Raw genomic sequence first — 16911 nt, 5'->3', positions numbered from 1 at the left:
CAGAAAAAAGTGCGCCGAGAGAAGATCATTATTTCTGGCAGGCAGCTGAAGCACTTAGGGATAAATCAGGTGCTATACAAGCCCCTTATGTCATGGTAATCCTGTTAACACACATCTAATAAAAGCATAAGCAACTGTCGGGCAGGAATATGAAACCATCTCTCAGGCGCTCAACCGCAGCGCTGCTGGCATCGTCATTGTTGTTAACCATTGGTCGAGGGGCAACGCTGCCGTTTATGACCATCTATCTCACGCGCGTCTACAGCATGAGCGTCGAGAATATTGGTTATGCCCTGACGATTGCGCTGACTATCGGCGTGGTGTTCAGCCTGGGATTTGGCATTCTTGCCGATAAGTTTGATAAAAAACGCTACATGCTGATCGCCATCGTGGCCTTTATCGCCGGCTTTGTCGCGATCCCGCTGGTCGATAACGTCACGCTGGTGGTGCTGTTCTTTGCGCTGATCAACTGCGCCTATTCCGTCTTTTCGACGGTGCTGAAGGCCTGGTTCTCCGACGTGCTCACCGCGAGCCAGAAAGCGCGCGTCTTCTCGCTGAACTACAGCTTCCTGAACATTGGCTGGACGATCGGACCACCAATTGGCACCCTGCTGGTGATGTACAGCCTGCAGCTGCCGTTCTGGCTGGCGGCCTTCTGCGCCGCGCTGCCGCTGGGCTTTATCCATTTCTTTGTGCAAAAAAGCGTGGCGCTCGATACTACCGAGGAGAAGACGCCCTGGCAGCCGTCGGTATTACTGAAAGACCGCGCGCTGTTCTGGTACACGCTCTCTGGCCTGCTGGCGTCCTACGTGGGCGGGTCGTTCGCGAGCTGTATTTCGCAATACGTTCTGGCCGCGCATGCGGACAGTGATTTCGCCGAAAAGGTGGTGGCCGTGGTGCTCCCAGTCAACGCCGCCGTGGTGGTGACGCTGCAATATGCGCTGGGCCGCAAAATCTCAGCCAGCAATATCCGCCCGCTGATGACCCTCGCCACCCTGTTTTTTATCGTGGGGCTGGGCGGCTTTATGCTCTCCGGAGAGAACCTGGTTTACTGGGGCATTGCTGCCGCCATCTTTACCCTGGGTGAGATTATCTATGCGCCGGGCGAATACATGCTGATCGACAACATTGCGCCACCGGGAATGAAGGCGAGCTATTTCTCCGCGCAGGCGCTGGGCTGGCTCGGCGCTGCGGCAAACCCGATGATCACCGGTATCATCCTGACCAACCTGCCGCACTGGTCCTTGTTTGTCATCATGATGGTCGCCATTGTTGTCGCATGGCTGATGATTTTGCGCGGGATGAGCGTGAAGGCGTGGTGCGAGTCGCCCAAAGCGGCGTAGCAAATGCAGGCCGGGTAAGGCGCAGCCGCCACCCGGCAATAAAGCATCAGTGGTGCAACATCTCCACCACCACCTGCTCTTTATACATCTCGTTCGGGTAATAGGTCGGCCAGTTATCCATCTCTTTCAGCAGCGCCTCGTGGGAGGTATTGCCCATGAAAATATGGAAGTGCGAAGAGGCCTTCGGTCCGATGGTATGGTCGCTGAACTGCACGAACTTCGGCGCCTTGCTGCTGGCGTCCTTACACTCAAACAGATAGCGAACGCCTTTCTTACCTGACGCGTAGGTCAGAATTTTGTAGCCGCTGTAATCATAATGACAGCGGCTGACTGCTTTACCCTGATGGAACTCCATCACGTTATTTTCGATGCCGATGGCATCCACGTCCGTCGCATAACCCGTTCGGTAGTAGGCTTTCACCTCGTCAAAGGTTTTACTTTTGTCTTTCTGCGCTTTCTGTTTAAAGACCGGATCGAGCGAACCATCAAGCAGGAACGGATAGACCGACTGCCAGGTCCCGTCCCAGTCAGACAGCGCTCTGTCCTTCACGTCTTTATCCTCAAACACACCGTTCGCCGCTTTCTGTTCCGCTTCAGTCATCTGATGGCCGTGCGAATGAGCAAACAGCTGGCCGCTGACCAGCAGCGCCCCCAGAGTCATAGCAAATTTTCCAATATGTGCAGTCAACATAACACCCTCATTCCGTTTGATAAGAACGAGAATGTTATATTATAACATTTCAGATCGCAACCAGGCCGCGCACGCCCTCCTGCTCCATGTTCTCACCCCGTCCGCGCTGAATAATTGTGCCGCGCGACATTAGCAGATAGCTGTCTGCCAGCTCGGCGGCAAAGTCGTAAAATTGCTCAACCAGCAGGATCGCCATATCCCCCCGGTCAGCCAGGGTGCGGATCACCTGACCAATCTCTTTAATCACCGACGGCTGTATGCCTTCGGTCGGCTCATCCAGGATCAGCAGCTGCGGACGGCTCGCCAGCGCGCGCCCAATCGCCAGCTGCTGCTGTTGCCCGCCGGAGAGATCGCCCCCGCGACGATGCTTCATCTCTTTAAGCACCGGGAACAGCTGCCAGATCTCTTCCGGCACCTGCTTCGCCTCGCGGGCGGAAAATCGCGACAGCCCCAGCAGAAGGTTCTCCTCCACGGTCAGGCGCGAGAAAATCTCGCGCCCCTGCGGAACATACGCCACGCCAGTCTGCACCCGCTGATGCGGCCTGCTGTGGGTAATCTTTTTACCCTGCCAGATGACCTCCCCGGTTTTCGCCGGGATCAGCCCCATCAGACACTTCAGCAGCGTGGTTTTCCCGACGCCGTTGCGCCCCAGCAGGCAGGTGACTTCGCCAGTGTTAGCCTCAAAGCTCACGCCGCGCAGGATATGGCTGCCGCCGTAATACTGATTCAGTTCGTTGACCTGTAACATTCCCTCTCCTTAACGTCCCAGATAGACCTCAATCACCTGCTCGTTAGCCTGCACCTCGCGAAGCGACCCTTCCGCCAGCACCCGCCCCTGATGCAGCACCGTCACATGGTCGGCGATGGTTTCAACAAAGCCCATATCGTGCTCCACCACCATCAGGGAGTGCTTGCCCGCCAGCGTTTTGAACAGCTCGGCGGTATATTCCGTTTCCGCGTCGGTCATCCCGGCGGCGGGTTCATCCAACAGCAGCAGATGCGGGTCCTGCACCAGCAGCATGCCGATCTCCAGAAACTGCTTTTGCCCGTGGGAAAGCAGCCCGGCGCGGCGGTCGTGCTCGCTGCTAAGGCGCAGCAAAACCAGCATCTCATCGATCCGGTCGCGCTGTTCACCGTTGAGCGTTGCCCGCAGGCTCGCCCAGACGGATTTATCGGTTTTCATGGCGATCTCCAGGTTTTCCCACACCGTCAGCGCTTCAAAAACGGTGGGTTTCTGGAATTTACGCCCGATCCCCTGGCGGGCAATGGCCGCAGGCTCCAGCGCGGTCAGATCGATGGACTGATCGTAAATCGCCCTGCCGCTCTCTGGACGCGTTTTGCCGGTGATGACGTCCATCAGCGTGGTTTTACCGGCTCCGTTGGGGCCGATCACGCAGCGCAGCTCACCCACGCCGATATTCAGCGAGAGATCGGTCAGGGCCTGAAAGCCATCAAAATTGACGTTAATCGCCTCAAGCTGAAGCACCGGGTCGGTCTGCTCGCGGTAACGATCGCCGGGCAACTGGCGGGTAAATAACCCTTCGGCTGGCTGCATTATTTATCTCCCTTTCGAAACAGACCATAGACGCCGCGCGGTAAAAACAGCGTGACGGCGATAAAAATCAACCCCAGAAACAGCTGCCAGTATTCCGGCATCGCGACGGTGAAGAAACTTTTCGCACCGTTCACCAGCGCCGCGCCAATCACCGGCCCCACCAACGTGCCGCGCCCGCCCAGCGCAACCCAGATGGCCGCTTCTATCGAGTTTGTCGGCGACATTTCGCCAGGGTTGATAATGCCCACCTGCGGGACGTACAGCGCCCCCGCCAGACCGCACAGCACGGCAGAGAGCGTCCAGACCAGCAGCTTGAACCCGCGCGGATCGTAGCCGCAAAACGTCAGCCGATTTTCGGCATCGCGAACGGCGGTCAGGATGCGGCCAAACTTGCTCTTCGCCAGCGCAAACCCTGTGCCCAGGGCCAGGAGCAGCAACAGCACGGTGGCCAGAAACAGCGCGATACGTGTAGCCGTTTCCGTCACCGAAAACCCGAGCAGCGTGGTGAAGCCGGTAAAGCCGTTATTGCCGCCAAAGCCGGTTTCGTTGCGAAAGAACAGCAGCATCCCGGCATAGGTCAGCGCCTGGGTCATAATCGAGAAGTAGACCCCTTTGATCTTTGAGCGGAAGGCAAACCAGCCAAACACCAGCGCCAGCAGTCCCGGCACCAACACAATCAGCACCAGCGCCCAGGCAAAATGCTGGGTTCCCCACCAGAACCACGGCAGCTCGCTCCAGGAGAGGAACGACATAAACGCGGGCAGACCGTCGCCCGCGGCCTGGCGCATCAGGTACATCCCCATCGCGTAGCCGCCCAGCGCGAAGAAGATCCCGTGCCCAAGCGACAGCATCCCGGCATAGCCCCACACCAGATCCAGCGCCACCGCAACGATGGCGTAGCAGAGGATCTTGCCAATCAGGGTCAGCATCCAGGTCGACAGCGCCAGCGGATGCGTCGCAGGCAGTAAGGCGAAAAACGGCAATATCAGCAGACACACCACCAGCAGGCTGCCTGCAAGTTGCGTGGTGCGTGGCGCTTTGCGCGCCAGCGTTAAGGTCAGCGGCTGGCTCATCAGTCAATCACCCTCCCTTTCAGCGCAAACAGCCCCTGGGGGCGTTTCTGAATAAACAGCACGATCGCCACCAGAATCACGATCTTGCCCAGCACCGCCCCCATCTGCGGTTCAAGAATTTTATTGAAGATCCCCAGACCAAACGCCGCGGCCACGCTGCCTGCCAGCTGGCCTACGCCTCCGAGCACCACCACAAGGAAGGAGTCGATGATATAGCCCTGGCCCAGCTCCGGCCCGACGTTACCGAGCTGTGATAGCGCCACGCCGCCTAACCCCGCAATCCCGGAGCCAAGCCCAAACGCCAGCATATCGACGCGCCCTGTCGGTACCCCACAGCAGGCGGCCATGCTGCGGTTTTGCGTCACCGCCCGCACGTTGAGCCCCAGACGGGTTTTGTTCAGAATGAGCCAGGTGAAGAACAGCACCAGCAACACGAAGCCCAGCACCACAATGCGGTTCCATGGCAGCGTCAGGTTGGCAAAAACCTGCACCCCGCCGGAGAGCCATGCCGGGTTTGCCACCTCGAGGTTCTGGGCGCCAAAGGTCATGCGCACCAACTGGATAAGCATCAGGCTGATGCCCCACGTCGCCAGCAGCGTTTCCAGCGGACGACCGTACAAATGGCGAATCACGGTGCGCTCCAGCACCATCCCGATGCCAGCCGTCAGGCAGAACGCGACCGGCAGCGCGATAACGGGATAGAGCGCCAGCCACTGGGGCGCAAGCCCGGCCATCGCCTGCTGCACCATCCACGTGGCATACGCGCCCAGCATCAGCATTTCGCCGTGCGCCATATTGATGACCCCCAGCAGGCCGTAGGTGATGGCAAGCCCCAGCGCCGCCAGCAGCAGCACCGACCCCAGAGAAAGCCCCATAAACGCCTGGCCCAGCAGATCGCCCCACATCAGCCGATGCTGGATCTGGCTAAGACTCTCCTGCGCGGCGGCGCGAACCCCGGCATCCGGCTCTGTCTGTGCCTGGGTAAACGGGGTAAGTCTGGACTCCACGTCCGGATCGTCAGACTGCCCTAATAATTCAACAGCCTTGCGGCGCACCTCGGCCAGCGGGCTGGCTAGCTGGAGATTTGCCACCGCCAGCAGCAGCGCCTGACGCGCCACCGCGTCCGTTTCATCGTTTACCCGCTTTTCCAGAAAAGCGAGCATCCCGGGCTGGGCATCCCGCTGAAGCTGACGTGCCGCCGATCGCCTTTCGGTGACGCTGTCACTCACCAGCTGATGCGTCGCGATGGCCGTGGCGGCCAGTACGCGCAGCCGGTTGGTCAGACGAACGGCTTTGGTTGGCCCTTCGGCCGCCTTTGCGTCACCGAGCGAGATCATTTGACCATTGCGCTGCGCAAAGGCGTGCTTTTGGCTGTCGGTATACAAGTTTTCCTTTTGCAGCGCCTGCAGCAGCGGCAGCCTAACCACGTCCGGCGCGGCGGCCCACTGCGTCAACAAATCCGCCTGCTGGCTGCGGCTGGCGGCAACAAAACGATCGGCATCCGATGCCTGCGCCATCCCTGGCAGCAGTCCGGAAAGCCATACAAGAGCGATGAACAGGCGCATGGCGTTCATGACGTTTCTCCCTGCGGTGATGGCTTAGTTGCTGGCGGTTTTCATCGGCTGGTCGGGCTTTTTGTCATTCCCGGCGATGAACGGGCTCCACGGCTGGGCGCGTACCGGCTGTTCCGTCTGCCACACCACGTTGAACTGACCGTTGCCTTCGATTTCACCGATCATGACCGGCTTATGCAGATGGTGGTTGGTGGCATCCATGGTGAGCGTAAAGCCTGACGGCGCCTTAAAGGACTGACCAGCCATCGCCGCACGCACTTTATCCACGTCGGTAGTGCCCGCTTTTTCCACCGCCTGCGCCCACATATGAATCCCTACGTAAGTCGCTTCCATCGGATCGTTGGTCACCACGGTATCGGCGTTCGGCAGCTTATGCGCTTTGGCATAGGCTTTGTAATCCGCCACAAAGGTCTGGTTTGTCGGATTATCCACGGATTCAAAGTAGTTCCATGCCGCCAGGTTGCCCACCAGCGGTTTGGTGTCGATCCCGCGCAGCTCTTCTTCACCCACGGAGAACGCCACCACCGGCACGTCCGTCGCCTTCAGTCCCTGGTTAGCCAGCTCTTTGTAGAATGGCACGTTGGAATCGCCGTTGATGGTCGACACCACGGCGGTTTTGCCGCCCGCTGAGAATTTTTTGATATTGGCGACGATGGTCTGGTAGTCGCTATGGCCAAACGGGGTGTAAACCTCTTCGATGTCCTTATCCTCCACCCCTTTCGAATGCAGGAACGCGCGCAGGATCTTGTTGGTGGTGCGCGGATAGACGTAATCGGTTCCCAGCAGGAAGAAGCGTTTCGCCGCGCCGCCGTCTTCGCTCATCAGGTATTCCACCGCCGGGATGGCCTGCTGGTTCGGCGCCGCGCCGGTATAGAAGACGTTTGGCGACATCTCTTCGCCTTCATACTGCACCGGATAGAACAGCAGGCCGTTCAGCTCCTCAAAGACCGGCAGTACGGATTTGCGCGAAACAGACGTCCAGCAGCCGAATACCACCGCCACTTTATCCTGGCTCAGCAGCTGGCGCGCTTTCTCGGCAAACAGCGGCCAGTTTGAGGCCGGGTCCACCACCACCGGCTCCAGTTTCTTACCCAGCACGCCGCCTTTGGCGTTGATTTCATCAATCGTCATCAGGGCGACATCCTTCAGCGGGGTCTCGGAGATGGCCATCGTGCCGGAAAGAGAATGCATGATCCCCACTTTGATGGTATCGGCCGCCTGCGCGCCAAAACTCATGCCCATCGCCACGACGGACGCGGATAACGCAAAGGCTTTTAATAAGGTACGACGCTGCATATTTTCACTCCTGAAAAAGAACGCTGTGCGAAAACGTCCGTTACGGCGTGGACGCGGAATTAAAGTGTCAGCGAAGCAGGAGCAAAAAGGATGCCAGAATGAAGATAGCGCTATTTCTGGGAGGGGAACGCCGGATGTAAAGAGAACGTCTCAGAATGGCACAGCGCTGCACTTTTATAATGCAGCGCTGAGGAGGAAGGTTTTACCAGACTTCGCTGGCGATCTGCGTGACCAGACGGACTTTGTCCCACTGCTGGGTTTCGCTCAGGCTGTTGCCCTCTTCGGTAGAGGCAAAGCCGCACTGCGGGCTAAGGCAAATTTGCTCTTTTGCCACGAATCTCGCCGCCTCTTCCAGACGAGCTTTAATTCCTTCCGGGTTCTCCAGCTCGCCGTTTTTCGTGGTAATCAGCCCCAGCACCACCTGCTGCTTGCCCGGTCGAACAAAGCGCAATGGCGCGAAATCCCCGCTGCGGTCGTTATCATATTCAAGGAAGAACGCGTCAACGTTGACCGTCCCGAACAGCACTTCCGCCACCGGCTCATAGCCACCTTCGGAGATCCAGGTAGAACGGAAGTTACCGCGACAAACGTGCAGCCCGATGGTCAGATCGTCCGGCTTGCCTTCCAGCGCCTTGTTCAGAACGCGGGCATAGATGCGCGCTAGCTCATCGGCATCATCGCCTCGCTCGCGGATCTGACGGCGCTGATCGTCCGAACAGAGATAGGCCCAGACGGTGTCATCCAGCTGCAGATAACGGCAGCCCGCGTCATAGAAAGCGCGAATGGCATCACGCCAGGTGGTGGCCAAATCGTCGAAATAGACGTTCAGGTCCGGATACACTGTCGCATCAATGTCTTTGCGACCGCCGCGGAAATGGAGCACGCTCGGGCTGGGAATGGTCATTTTCGGCTGGGCGTTCCCGCTGATGCTTTTCAGATAGCGAAAATCTTCGAGCATTGGATGGTCACCGAAACCCAGCTTGCCGGTGACGCGCACGCCGTGGGCTTTGGTTTGCACCCCGTTAAACTGGATGCCCTGCTGCGAATCGTAACGTTCAACGCCCTGCAGTCCGTCGAAGAAGTCGAAGTGCCACCAGGCACGACGAAACTCGCCGTCGGTAACCACGTGCAGGCCGCACGCACACTGCTGCTCAACGACGTGGCGAATGGCCTCATCCTCTACCGCGCGAAGCTGTCCGGCATCGATTTCGCCGCTGGCGAACTTCAGGCGCGCCTGTTTGATGGCATCCGGGCGTAAAAAACTGCCGACTACATCGGCGCGGTACGGGGCGTGGTGTCGTTGCATGGAAATCTCCTCAGTCTGCCGACGGTAATTGCCAGCAGTGATAATTCATTATTTGAAGTTTTAGACTTCTGGATGTCTAAATGTCCAAAAACAATGTCATACCTCACCGGCGTCGGCAAACGAGAAAATTTCACGGGCATTGAAAAAAATTCATCTTCACAGCGCGGCGGCGGTTTCGCTGCTGGCAAAGGCGAACTTTTCATCTTCCCAGCCGGCGATCCCCCCGAGCATGATTTTGACCGGCAGCCCGAGGCGCGCCAGCTTGAGCGCGGCTCTGTCCGCGCCGTTACAGTGCGGCCCTGCGCAGTAGACAACGAACAGCGTGCCTTCAGGCCATTGAGCCATGCGCTCAGCGGTAATCTGGCTCCGCGGCAGATGCAATGCGCCAGGTACGTGACGACGGGCAAACTGCTCCGGGCTCCCCACCACATGCAGCAAAACAAAGTCCTGCTCATTATTGGCGATGGCATGATGCACATCGGCACAGTCGGTTTCGACGCTCAGGCGACGCAGAAAATGGGTAACAGCTTCCTGCGGCTCGGCAGCCGGAAATTCAGTAACATAGCTCATGATCCTTCCTCATCTTTGGCGTTTGTGTTAACACTACTCTATCCACAAATTCAGCCCGTGAATGCGCTCGCTTATGCCAGAAAACAGCAAAAAGATGACAAACTTAAGACAACTTGCCCGCCCGAAGGTGGTCGTGCTGGCGTATGACGGTCTGTGTACCTTTGAGTTTGGGGTGGCGGTGGAAATATTCGGCCTGCCTCGCCCCGAGCTGGGCGACGAATGGTATCGTTTTGCCGTGGCGGGCGTGGACAGCGGTGAACTTCGGGCGACGGGCGGGATCCGCATCATTACCGATGGCGATATCTCTCTGCTTGAGTCCGCCGATCTGATTGTGGTTCCGGGCTGGCGGGGGCTGGACTCACCGGTTCCGGATGCGCTCTGCGGCGCATTGCGTCAGGCCAGTGCGCGCGGGTGTCAGCTACTCTCCATCTGCTCGGGTGTGTTTGTCCTGGCCGCTACGGGGCTGTTGAATGGACGTAAAGCCACGACGCACTGGCGCTACATTGATACGCTAAAAGCCCGTTACCCTGACATCGACGTGGTTGAGGATGTGCTCTACCAGGATGAGGGCGATATACTGACCTCCGCGGGCAGCGCGGCGGGGATCGATCTCTGCCTGCACGTTGTGCGTCGGGATTATGGCATGGAAACCGCCAACAGCGTGGCGCGTCGGCTGGTCATTCCCCCTCACAGGGATGGATCTCAGCCGCAGCAGCTGAGCCGCCCGGTGGCGCAGCTGCGGGAGAGTCAACGTCTCGGCCAGCTGTTTGATTTTCTGCACACGCATCTTATCGAAGCGCATAGCGTCGACTCGCTGGCGCGTCGGGTCGGAATGAGCCAGCGCACCTTTCTTCGCCGCTTCGAGGCGGCAACGGGAATGACGCCCGCACGCTGGTTGATCAATGAGCGCCTGCTGCGAGCGAAAGATTATCTGGAAAGCAGCCGGTTAAGCATCGACAGCATCGCGGAACAGACCGGATTTGGTCAGGCGTCGACATTACGTCATCATTTTCGCCAGCAGTTCGCGCTCTCCCCGGCTCAGTATCGCAAACAATTTTCACGTACTGGTACCGCCCGCTGAGGCGTTAGTTTTATGGTTAATACGGAGCACCTGATGGTCACCACACACGTTTTCATCGCGGTCAGTCTTGATGGCTACATCGCCCGACAGAATGACGATATCGAGTGGCTGCTGCAGCGCGATGACCCGACTGAGGATCATGGCTATGCGGCGTTCATCACGGACAAAGAGTGGATCGTGATGGGCCGGGGGAGCTATGAGAAGGTGCTGACTTTTGACACATGGCCGTATGATCGGCCCGTGCTGGTGCTTTCCCGACAGCTGGCCGATACGCCCGTGCCCGACGCATTGAGGGGTAAAGTACAGTTTTCCGGCCGCACGCCAAAGGAGGTGCTCGACGATCTGGCGATGCAGAACGTCCATCGCGTCTATCTCGATGGTGGACAGGTGATCCAGTCGTTCCTGCGCGAAGGACTGGTAGCGGATATGGTGATCACGACCGTTCCTGTTCTGCTCGGATCGGGAAAGTCGCTGTTCGGCGCCCTGTCCGGAGATATCGATTTGACGCTGGTATCAAGCCGCAGCTTCCCTTCTGGCCTGGTGCAGTCACATTATCGACTGAAGCCATAAAACCAGGGTAAACACTGAGCAAAAAAAACCGCCAAAAATGGCGGTAAATGCTTGCATGGATAGATTTGTATTTTGGTCTCTACGTCCCGACACTCCATGGCCGGGCTGCGGATCCCATACAACCTAACACCCGTTGTCTTAACGAAGGTTAAACAGTCTTATTAACCTGCATGGGTATTGATCTGCAAATAACGCATAAGCCCCTGTTCAGCGCTCTGTTTTGCGTCATCGTTAATGGCTTCAAGATAAAAGGAGCGTGCGACACCATAAGGTGCTTTTTCAGAGGGATACACCGCGAACTGGAATGTTTTTCCTCTTGCCTGATGAGTGCAATCTAATTCCCAACGCTGATCGTTCACTTTTTTGCTGGTGCAGGCAACGCCACCATAGTCGCTGGTTAAATAGGAACCCACGCGAATTTCGGCAGATTGAATATATTCTGGTTCGTCATTACCTGCATAACGAACCCCTGCAACGGCTACAACAGCCGCCGCCAGAAGCGCAAGCGCTACTATTTTTTTCATTTATAAATGACCTGTTCCTTAGCCCAAGATAACTATTATATAAGATTAATCCTTAATGCAAACATCCAATTGTGGTCCAGAAATGGAGCTTTACAAAGATTAGGATGAATTTTAGGAAATATCCTAATCACTATTCCGAACCCACATTATTTGACATTTTCTTTTCGCTAATTTTAATTTTTAAATAATAACACCAGGAAATAATCGACATGATTATCCGGCATTGTTTTTCAGCGGGGAATCCATGATTAAAAAAGGGTTATCTTTCATAATGCTTATTTGTGCGCTGTTTTCAGGCCAGCTTATGGCCGGGCACAAAGGACATGAATATTTATGGGTAAAGAACGTGGCGCATCAGCTTCGTCATGAAGCCGACAGCGATGAGTTGCGAAGCGCTGCGGAAGAGTCGGCGGAGGGTTTGCGCGAACACCACCTGTGGCAGAAGTCGCGCAAACCGGACACGCACGTCAGGTAATTAACTGCCCTTGCGTTTTGGCAGGGTTTTCATCAGGTCGTCCGGACTGACGGATGCCACAATACTGCCGGGCTGCGGCATTTTGAAGATGTGGTTTTTCATCTTGCCAATCACATGCATTTCGCAAGGACGGCAGTCGAACTTAAGGGTCAGAACTTCGTCACCGTTTACCAGCTGCATTGGGGTGGCCTTCCAGCTCTTAATGTTACCTTTAGCCTGCTTAGGACACAGGTTAAACGCAAAGCGGAGGCAGTGCTTGGTGATCATCACCGGCACATCGCCCTTCTCTTCATGCGCTTCATAGGCCGCGTCGATCAGCTGCACGCCGTGGCGATGATAGAATTCACGTGCTTTATGGTTGTAAACGTTGGCGAGGAAGGACAAATGGGTGTCCGGGTATACTGGCGCAGGGACGGCTTCGGCTTTACGGCTACCGCGCGGATACTGAGCCAGGCGCGCGGCATCCAGCATCTCTGCCGTTTCGCGGCGGAACTGGTTCAGCAGACTGTTCGGCACGAACAGCGCGTCCGGCAGATTCACGTCGATAGCTCGGGCGTAGTAAATCGTCTGGCCCAGCTTCGCCACGCCATCCTTCAGGCTGCTAAGCGCTTTTTCCGCGTTGTTTGCCACCTCGAAAAGACCATCGAGCGTATGCGTCACGCTGATACCGTCTTCACAGGTCATGGTCAGAATTAGCTGCTCTTCCCAGCCGCCCAGCTCAATATCCACGGCGATACGGCGTTCGCTGGAGGTTTTCAGAAGCGCCTGCTGCCAGTTATGATCGAGGTTACGGTTAAGCGCCGCGTTCGGTCGCGCCTTGTAGAGATCGGCCGGCATTTCATTCGGCCATACGCGGTAGCGGTTCTCGCCGGTTTTCTCGACCGTATTCGCACGGAAGCCCACGACTTCGCGCTTAATCATCACGTTAAGGCCATCGCCGTTCGCCAGCGGCTCCGTCACTGCAACATCAAGGTGATCTTTCGCCACTTTCAGCACTTCGCCGACCGGTAAACCGATAAACTTCGGTGAGTCAAACGCGCCGATATCCCCTTTACGGGCATTCACGAAATAGTCCGTGCTGCCGCGGTGGAACGTTTTGTCCGTCGACGGAATAAAGAAATGCTCGGTGCGGCCGGCCGACGCGCGCGCCAGGTCACCGCGATCCTCAATAATGGCGTCCAGCATCTGGCGATAGTGCGCGGTGATGTTCTTCACGTAGCTCATATCTTTATAGCGCCCTTCAATCTTGAAGGAACGCACGCCCGCGTCGATCAGCGCGCCCAGGTTGGCAGTCTGATCGTTATCCTTCATAGAGAGCAGGTGTTTTTCGAACGCCACGACGCGGCCCTGATCGTCTTTCAGGGTATACGGCAGACGGCAGGCCTGAGAGCAGTCGCCGCGGTTGGCGCTGCGGCCCGTCTGGGCGTGGGAAATATTGCACTGACCGGAATAGGCCACGCACAGCGCGCCGTGGATAAAGAACTCGATCGTCGCGTCTGTCGCCTGATGAATATCGCGGATCTGATTCAGATTCAGCTCGCGCGCGAGGACGATCTGTGAAAAGCCGACGTCGGAGAGAAATTTCGCCTTCTCGACCGTACGGATATCACACTGGGTACTGGCATGCAGTTCAATGGGCGGAATATCCAGCTCAAGCACGCCCATATCCTGAACAATCAGGGCGTCCACCCCGGACTGGTAGAGATCGGTAATCAGACGTTGCGCAGGCTCCAGCTCATCATCATGAAGAATGGTGTTCAGGGTCACGAACACTTTCGCCCCGAAACGGTGGGCGAACGGCACCAGTTCAGCAATATCGCTCAGGCTGTTGCTGGCGTTATGGCGGGCACCGAAGCCAGGGCCGCCAATGTAGACGGCGTCAGCGCCATGAAGGATCGCTTCACGGGCTATGGCGGCGTCGCGGGCCGGGCTTAAAAGTTCAAGATGATGGGATTGCAGGCGCATACTTCGTCGTTATCCGTTATGGTCAAAATGGCGGCTATTGTAGTCAGAAGTATGCGTCAGCGAAACAGTTTTGCGTAGCCTCAGCGGGGATAATGAATCAGGGAGTGAAAATGCACCGTCCGGTCGCTGCTGTTGCGGTAGGCGTGCGGTTTATCGCCGGCAAAACGGACGCCCGAATCGGCAGAAATCGTCTGCCACTTGCCGTCAAGCTTCATCTCCAGCTCGCCGCTGACCACCACCACATGTTCAATCACTCCGGCCTCATGCGGCGTGGATTCACTCAGCGCACCGGGTGCCAGGGTAATGGAGAAATAATCAAATCTGAGCGTCTCGTCCCACGGAAATAGCGGCTTGACGACCATCGCCTGCTGCTGGGGGTCAAATACCGCCTGCTGGTCCGTCTCCGGCGTGATGAAGGCGGAAAACGGAACGTTCAGTCCCGTGGCAATTTTCCACAGCGTCGACACCGTCGGGCTGGATTCATTGCGCTCGATTTGCCCGAGCATGGCCTTTGACACGCCGGTCTCGTCTGCGAGCTTCGACAAACTCCAGCCGCGCGCCTGGCGCAGCGTTTTCAATGTGGTTGCAAGATGTCGTGTGATGTCCATGTTCCCTCCTGGTGACGACCAGCATACCACTTGTACGCTATAGCGCACAGTGCTACCTTATCCCGGACGCTATAACGCACAACGGAGTTTTCATGCGCCCTTCCTCTCACCTTGTTCCAGTCGCACTGGCTGGATTTGTCGCCGTGCTGGTCGGTTACGCCAGTTCGGCCGCCCTCATCTGGCAGGCTGCCGCTGCGGCAGGCGCCAGCGCACAGCAGATTGCGGGCTGGATGACCGCGCTGGGAATTGGGATGGGCGTCAGCACGCTGGCGCTTTCCTGGTGGTACAAGGCGCCGGTCCTGATCGCCTGGTCGACACCCGGCGCGGCGCTGCTGGCCACCAGCCTGCACGGCGTCACGCTGGCGGAAACCATCGGCGTGTTCATCTTTGCGAACGCGCTTATTTTGATCTGCGGCATTACCGGGCTCTTCGCCCGTCTGATGAAGCTAATCCCCCATTCGCTTGCTGCCGCCATGCTGGCGGGGGTATTGCTGCAGTTTGGCCTGCACGCGTTTGCGCATCTCGAAGGGCACTTTCTGCTGTGCGGCAGCATGATTGCGGCGTGGCTGATCGCAAAAGCGCTGGCTCCGCGCTATGCCATCGTCGTTACGCTGCTGGTCGGCGGTATTGTGGCCTGGGCGGGAGGTGACGTTGTCACCGATAAGCTCACGCTTTCTCTGGTGATGCCTGAGTTTATTGCACCCGCCTTCACCTTCACAAGCCTGGTGAGTATTGGCGTGCCCTTCTTCCTGGTGACCATGGCCTCGCAAAACGCGCCGGGGTTCGCGACGATGAAGGCCTCCGGTTACCCGCTGGCGGTCTCACCGCTCATCATCGTCACGGGTGGACTGGCGCTGCTGTTTTCTCCGTTTGGCGTCTTTTCTATCTGCATTGCGGCCATTACTGCCGCTATTTGTCAAAGCCCTGATGCGCACCCGGATGCCGATAAACGCTGGCTGGCGGCCATCGCAGCCGGAGGGTTTTATCTGCTGGCGGGGATTTTCGGCGGCTCCATTACCGGGCTGATGGCCGCGCTGCCTCTTAGCTGGATCCAGACGCTCGCCGGTCTGGCGCTGCTGGGCACCATCAGCGGGAGTTTATATCAGGCATTAAGCCACGAAGCGGAGCGCGATGCGGCCATCGTTACATTCCTGATGACCGCGAGCGGCGTCACGATCCTGGGCATCGGTTCGGCATTCTGGGGGCTGGTCTTGGGCGGGGTGTGCTACGCCCTGTTTTCACGCGCTCGCCGCGCGTAGCTGCGAAGGCGTCATGCCCGTTGCGCTGCGAAAGCGGTTGCTGAAATGGCTGGCGGAGTTAAACCCGCAGGCAAGTGCGATCTCCGTCAGCGGCGTCGAGGTGTGCTGGACGAGGGCTTTCGCTTTATCCATTCGCCTCTGCATCACATACTGATGCGGCGCCAACCCCGTCGACTGGCGGAACATGCGGGCAAAATGGTATTCGCTGAGGGCAGCCTGTGCCGCCAGTTCGGCCAGCGTCAGGGGCTGCCCGAGATTCTCTTCGATAAAGGCGAGGACGTTGCGCAGCACAAACGGCGACAACCCTCCCGTGACAACCGGCAGCTTCCACTGCACGTTTGAGTAGTTTTGCAGCAGATGGGTCAGCAGCAGCGTGGAGGCCGTGCTCAGAGTGAGCTGGTTGGCGTGCTGCTGCCAGTCGCAGCCCAGTAAAAACTGGCGATACAGCGTGGTAATCTTCGGATCGCTACCAAAAATGCGCTCGTCCAGGGTCAGCGATAGCGGGCGCTTGTCCCAGATTTTTTCCCCTACGTCGCGCAGGTGTTCATCGGTGCAGTAGAGATGCACAAACGACAGGTCATCACGGATATCCCACGTCGATTCGCTCTCTTTGGGCATCAAACAGAACCGGTCCGGACCCCCGCCGTTCTTCCAGCCGCCCGGCGTTTTTTGATAGCTTTCGTAGCCGTCAGCCACGTACAGGCTGAGGGTATGATGGTTGCTTTTTACCGTTATCGTATCGTGCTTGTTGTACCACGCTGCCAGCTGAATACCCGAATTCAGCGAGACGGTTTCCCGCAGGACCGCATTCTGTTGGCAAAGCGTTTCAAAGGTATCGTAAGCGTGAGACATAACCGTTAGCGCGTGATTGACCGGAATCTCAGTCTAAGAAGAGTTGTCTCCCGTTGCCAGTCCCCGCGGAAGAAAAAAGCGCAAGATTTTGCAAGTCACCCGCAAGCCGGTGAAAGCCCGTTACGCATCTCAGCGCCATACTGCGTGCTTTCGGGGTTTGAGAAGAGAA

General features: G+C 57.5%; 17 protein-coding genes. 5 read left to right on the top strand and 12 right to left on the bottom strand.

The window, feature by feature from the left end:
- Nucleotides 1-149: 149 nt before the first annotated feature.
- Nucleotides 150-1343, top strand: coding sequence for an efflux MFS transporter YdeE (gene ydeE / locus AC0TOY_RS15595; protein ID WP_024908445.1), 1194 nt, complete (start codon nt 150-152; stop codon nt 1341-1343).
- A 46-nt stretch (nt 1344-1389) separates the two neighbouring features.
- Here ydeE and zinT read toward each other — a convergent pair whose 3' ends face one another.
- The 8 genes from zinT to AC0TOY_RS15555 all read right to left on the bottom strand — a co-directional run bounded on the left by zinT (nt 1390) and on the right by AC0TOY_RS15555 (nt 9408).
- Entirely contained in the window at nt 1390-2031 is a 642-nt protein-coding gene (gene zinT, locus AC0TOY_RS15590) for a metal-binding protein ZinT (protein WP_473722174.1), read from the bottom strand.
- Nucleotides 2032-2083: 52 nt separating this feature from the next.
- Nucleotides 2084-2782: an urea ABC transporter ATP-binding subunit UrtE gene (urtE, locus tag AC0TOY_RS15585; RefSeq protein WP_024908443.1), complete on the bottom strand. Its 699-nt coding sequence runs from the start codon at nt 2780-2782 to the stop codon at nt 2084-2086.
- A gap of 9 nt (nt 2783-2791) precedes the next feature.
- Nucleotides 2792-3589 (bottom strand): urea ABC transporter ATP-binding protein UrtD, encoded by a 798-nt coding sequence (gene urtD, locus AC0TOY_RS15580; protein ID WP_473722089.1) that lies wholly within the window; start codon nt 3587-3589, stop codon nt 2792-2794.
- Nucleotides 3589-4662 (bottom strand): urea ABC transporter permease subunit UrtC, encoded by a 1074-nt coding sequence (gene urtC, locus AC0TOY_RS15575; protein ID WP_473722088.1) that lies wholly within the window; start codon nt 4660-4662, stop codon nt 3589-3591. The genes urtD and urtC overlap by 1 nt, the downstream gene beginning before the upstream one ends.
- On the bottom strand, nt 4662-6236 hold the full coding sequence (gene urtB, locus AC0TOY_RS15570; protein ID WP_473722086.1) for an urea ABC transporter permease subunit UrtB: 1575 nt from the start codon (nt 6234-6236) through the stop codon (nt 4662-4664). Before urtB ends, urtC begins: the two co-directional genes overlap by 1 nt.
- Before the next feature lie 24 nt (nt 6237-6260).
- On the bottom strand, nt 6261-7532 hold the full coding sequence (gene urtA / locus AC0TOY_RS15565; RefSeq protein ID WP_032647176.1) for an urea ABC transporter substrate-binding protein: 1272 nt from the start codon (nt 7530-7532) through the stop codon (nt 6261-6263).
- A 202-nt stretch (nt 7533-7734) separates the two neighbouring features.
- Entirely contained in the window at nt 7735-8838 is a 1104-nt protein-coding gene (locus tag AC0TOY_RS15560; RefSeq protein WP_473722084.1) for a cobalamin-independent methionine synthase II family protein, read from the bottom strand.
- A 156-nt stretch (nt 8839-8994) separates the two neighbouring features.
- A complete protein-coding gene (locus AC0TOY_RS15555) occupies nt 8995-9408 on the bottom strand; it encodes a rhodanese-like domain-containing protein (RefSeq protein WP_061715159.1) in 414 nt (137 codons plus the stop codon).
- Nucleotides 9409-9481: 73 nt separating this feature from the next.
- On the opposite strand from AC0TOY_RS15555, the gene ftrA reads away from it, so the two are divergent.
- Together ftrA and AC0TOY_RS15545 are read left to right on the top strand one after the other, a co-directional pair.
- Nucleotides 9482-10489, top strand: coding sequence for a transcriptional regulator FtrA (gene ftrA, locus AC0TOY_RS15550; protein ID WP_048991137.1), 1008 nt, complete (start codon nt 9482-9484; stop codon nt 10487-10489).
- Between the two features lie 33 nt (nt 10490-10522).
- Nucleotides 10523-11059, top strand: coding sequence for a dihydrofolate reductase family protein (locus tag AC0TOY_RS15545; RefSeq protein WP_473722082.1), 537 nt, complete (start codon nt 10523-10525; stop codon nt 11057-11059).
- 161 nt (nt 11060-11220) lie between these two features.
- Here AC0TOY_RS15545 and AC0TOY_RS15540 read toward each other — a convergent pair whose 3' ends face one another.
- Nucleotides 11221-11583, bottom strand: coding sequence for a hypothetical protein (locus AC0TOY_RS15540; RefSeq protein WP_024908434.1), 363 nt, complete (start codon nt 11581-11583; stop codon nt 11221-11223).
- A gap of 244 nt (nt 11584-11827) precedes the next feature.
- Between AC0TOY_RS15540 and AC0TOY_RS15535 the strand changes: the two genes are divergently transcribed.
- Complete coding sequence (locus AC0TOY_RS15535) at nt 11828-12058, top strand: DUF2554 family protein (protein ID WP_024908433.1); 231 nt, start codon at nt 11828-11830, stop codon at nt 12056-12058.
- Here the strand turns inward: AC0TOY_RS15535 and AC0TOY_RS15530 are convergent, their stop codons facing one another.
- Nucleotides 12059-14023 carry a peptidase U32 family protein gene (locus AC0TOY_RS15530; RefSeq protein WP_024908432.1) on the bottom strand — a complete coding sequence of 655 codons (1965 nt, stop codon included), beginning with the start codon at nt 14021-14023 and terminating at the stop codon, nt 12059-12061.
- An 80-nt stretch (nt 14024-14103) separates the two neighbouring features.
- A complete protein-coding gene (locus AC0TOY_RS15525; protein WP_473722080.1) occupies nt 14104-14631 on the bottom strand; it encodes a helix-turn-helix domain-containing protein in 528 nt (175 codons plus the stop codon).
- A 71-nt stretch (nt 14632-14702) separates the two neighbouring features.
- Here AC0TOY_RS15525 and AC0TOY_RS15520 point away from each other — a divergent pair, with 71 nt between their 5' ends.
- On the top strand, nt 14703-15890 hold the full coding sequence (locus AC0TOY_RS15520) for a benzoate/H(+) symporter BenE family transporter (RefSeq protein WP_473722173.1): 1188 nt from the start codon (nt 14703-14705) through the stop codon (nt 15888-15890).
- Here the strand turns inward: AC0TOY_RS15520 and AC0TOY_RS15515 are convergent.
- Nucleotides 15870-16742, bottom strand: coding sequence for a helix-turn-helix transcriptional regulator (locus AC0TOY_RS15515; protein ID WP_024908429.1), 873 nt, complete (start codon nt 16740-16742; stop codon nt 15870-15872). The genes AC0TOY_RS15520 and AC0TOY_RS15515 overlap by 21 nt on opposite strands.
- Nucleotides 16743-16911 lie beyond the last annotated feature (169 nt).

The sequence above is a fragment of the Enterobacter sp. PL_is379 genome, assembly GCF_055817355.1.
Note: the sequence above shows the minus strand (reverse complement) of the source record. Positions and strands in the feature narration are given on the sequence as shown.

What these genes read in the sequence shown, in the direction of transcription:
- AC0TOY_RS15555 (WP_061715159.1), bottom strand. Translation starts at nt 9,408, where the DNA reads ATGAGCTATGTTACTGAATTTCCGGCTGCCGAGCCGCAGGAAGCTGTT.
- AC0TOY_RS15540 (WP_024908434.1), bottom strand. Translation starts at nt 11,583, where the DNA reads ATGAAAAAAATAGTAGCGCTTGCGCTTCTGGCGGCGGCTGTTGTAGCC.
- ftrA (WP_048991137.1), top strand. Translation starts at nt 9,482, where the DNA reads ATGCCAGAAAACAGCAAAAAGATGACAAACTTAAGACAACTTGCCCGC.
- AC0TOY_RS15560 (WP_473722084.1), bottom strand. Translation starts at nt 8,838, where the DNA reads ATGCAACGACACCACGCCCCGTACCGCGCCGATGTAGTCGGCAGTTTT.
- AC0TOY_RS15525 (WP_473722080.1), bottom strand. Translation starts at nt 14,631, where the DNA reads ATGGACATCACACGACATCTTGCAACCACATTGAAAACGCTGCGCCAG.
- urtA (WP_032647176.1), bottom strand. Translation starts at nt 7,532, where the DNA reads ATGCAGCGTCGTACCTTATTAAAAGCCTTTGCGTTATCCGCGTCCGTC.
- ydeE (WP_024908445.1), top strand. Translation starts at nt 150, where the DNA reads ATGAAACCATCTCTCAGGCGCTCAACCGCAGCGCTGCTGGCATCGTCA.
- AC0TOY_RS15535 (WP_024908433.1), top strand. Translation starts at nt 11,828, where the DNA reads ATGATTAAAAAAGGGTTATCTTTCATAATGCTTATTTGTGCGCTGTTT.
- urtD (WP_473722089.1), bottom strand. Translation starts at nt 3,589, where the DNA reads ATGCAGCCAGCCGAAGGGTTATTTACCCGCCAGTTGCCCGGCGATCGT.
- urtC (WP_473722088.1), bottom strand. Translation starts at nt 4,662, where the DNA reads ATGAGCCAGCCGCTGACCTTAACGCTGGCGCGCAAAGCGCCACGCACC.
- AC0TOY_RS15515 (WP_024908429.1), bottom strand. Translation starts at nt 16,742, where the DNA reads ATGTCTCACGCTTACGATACCTTTGAAACGCTTTGCCAACAGAATGCG.
- AC0TOY_RS15545 (WP_473722082.1), top strand. Translation starts at nt 10,523, where the DNA reads ATGGTCACCACACACGTTTTCATCGCGGTCAGTCTTGATGGCTACATC.
- AC0TOY_RS15530 (WP_024908432.1), bottom strand. Translation starts at nt 14,023, where the DNA reads ATGCGCCTGCAATCCCATCATCTTGAACTTTTAAGCCCGGCCCGCGAC.
- urtE (WP_024908443.1), bottom strand. Translation starts at nt 2,782, where the DNA reads ATGTTACAGGTCAACGAACTGAATCAGTATTACGGCGGCAGCCATATC.
- urtB (WP_473722086.1), bottom strand. Translation starts at nt 6,236, where the DNA reads ATGAACGCCATGCGCCTGTTCATCGCTCTTGTATGGCTTTCCGGACTG.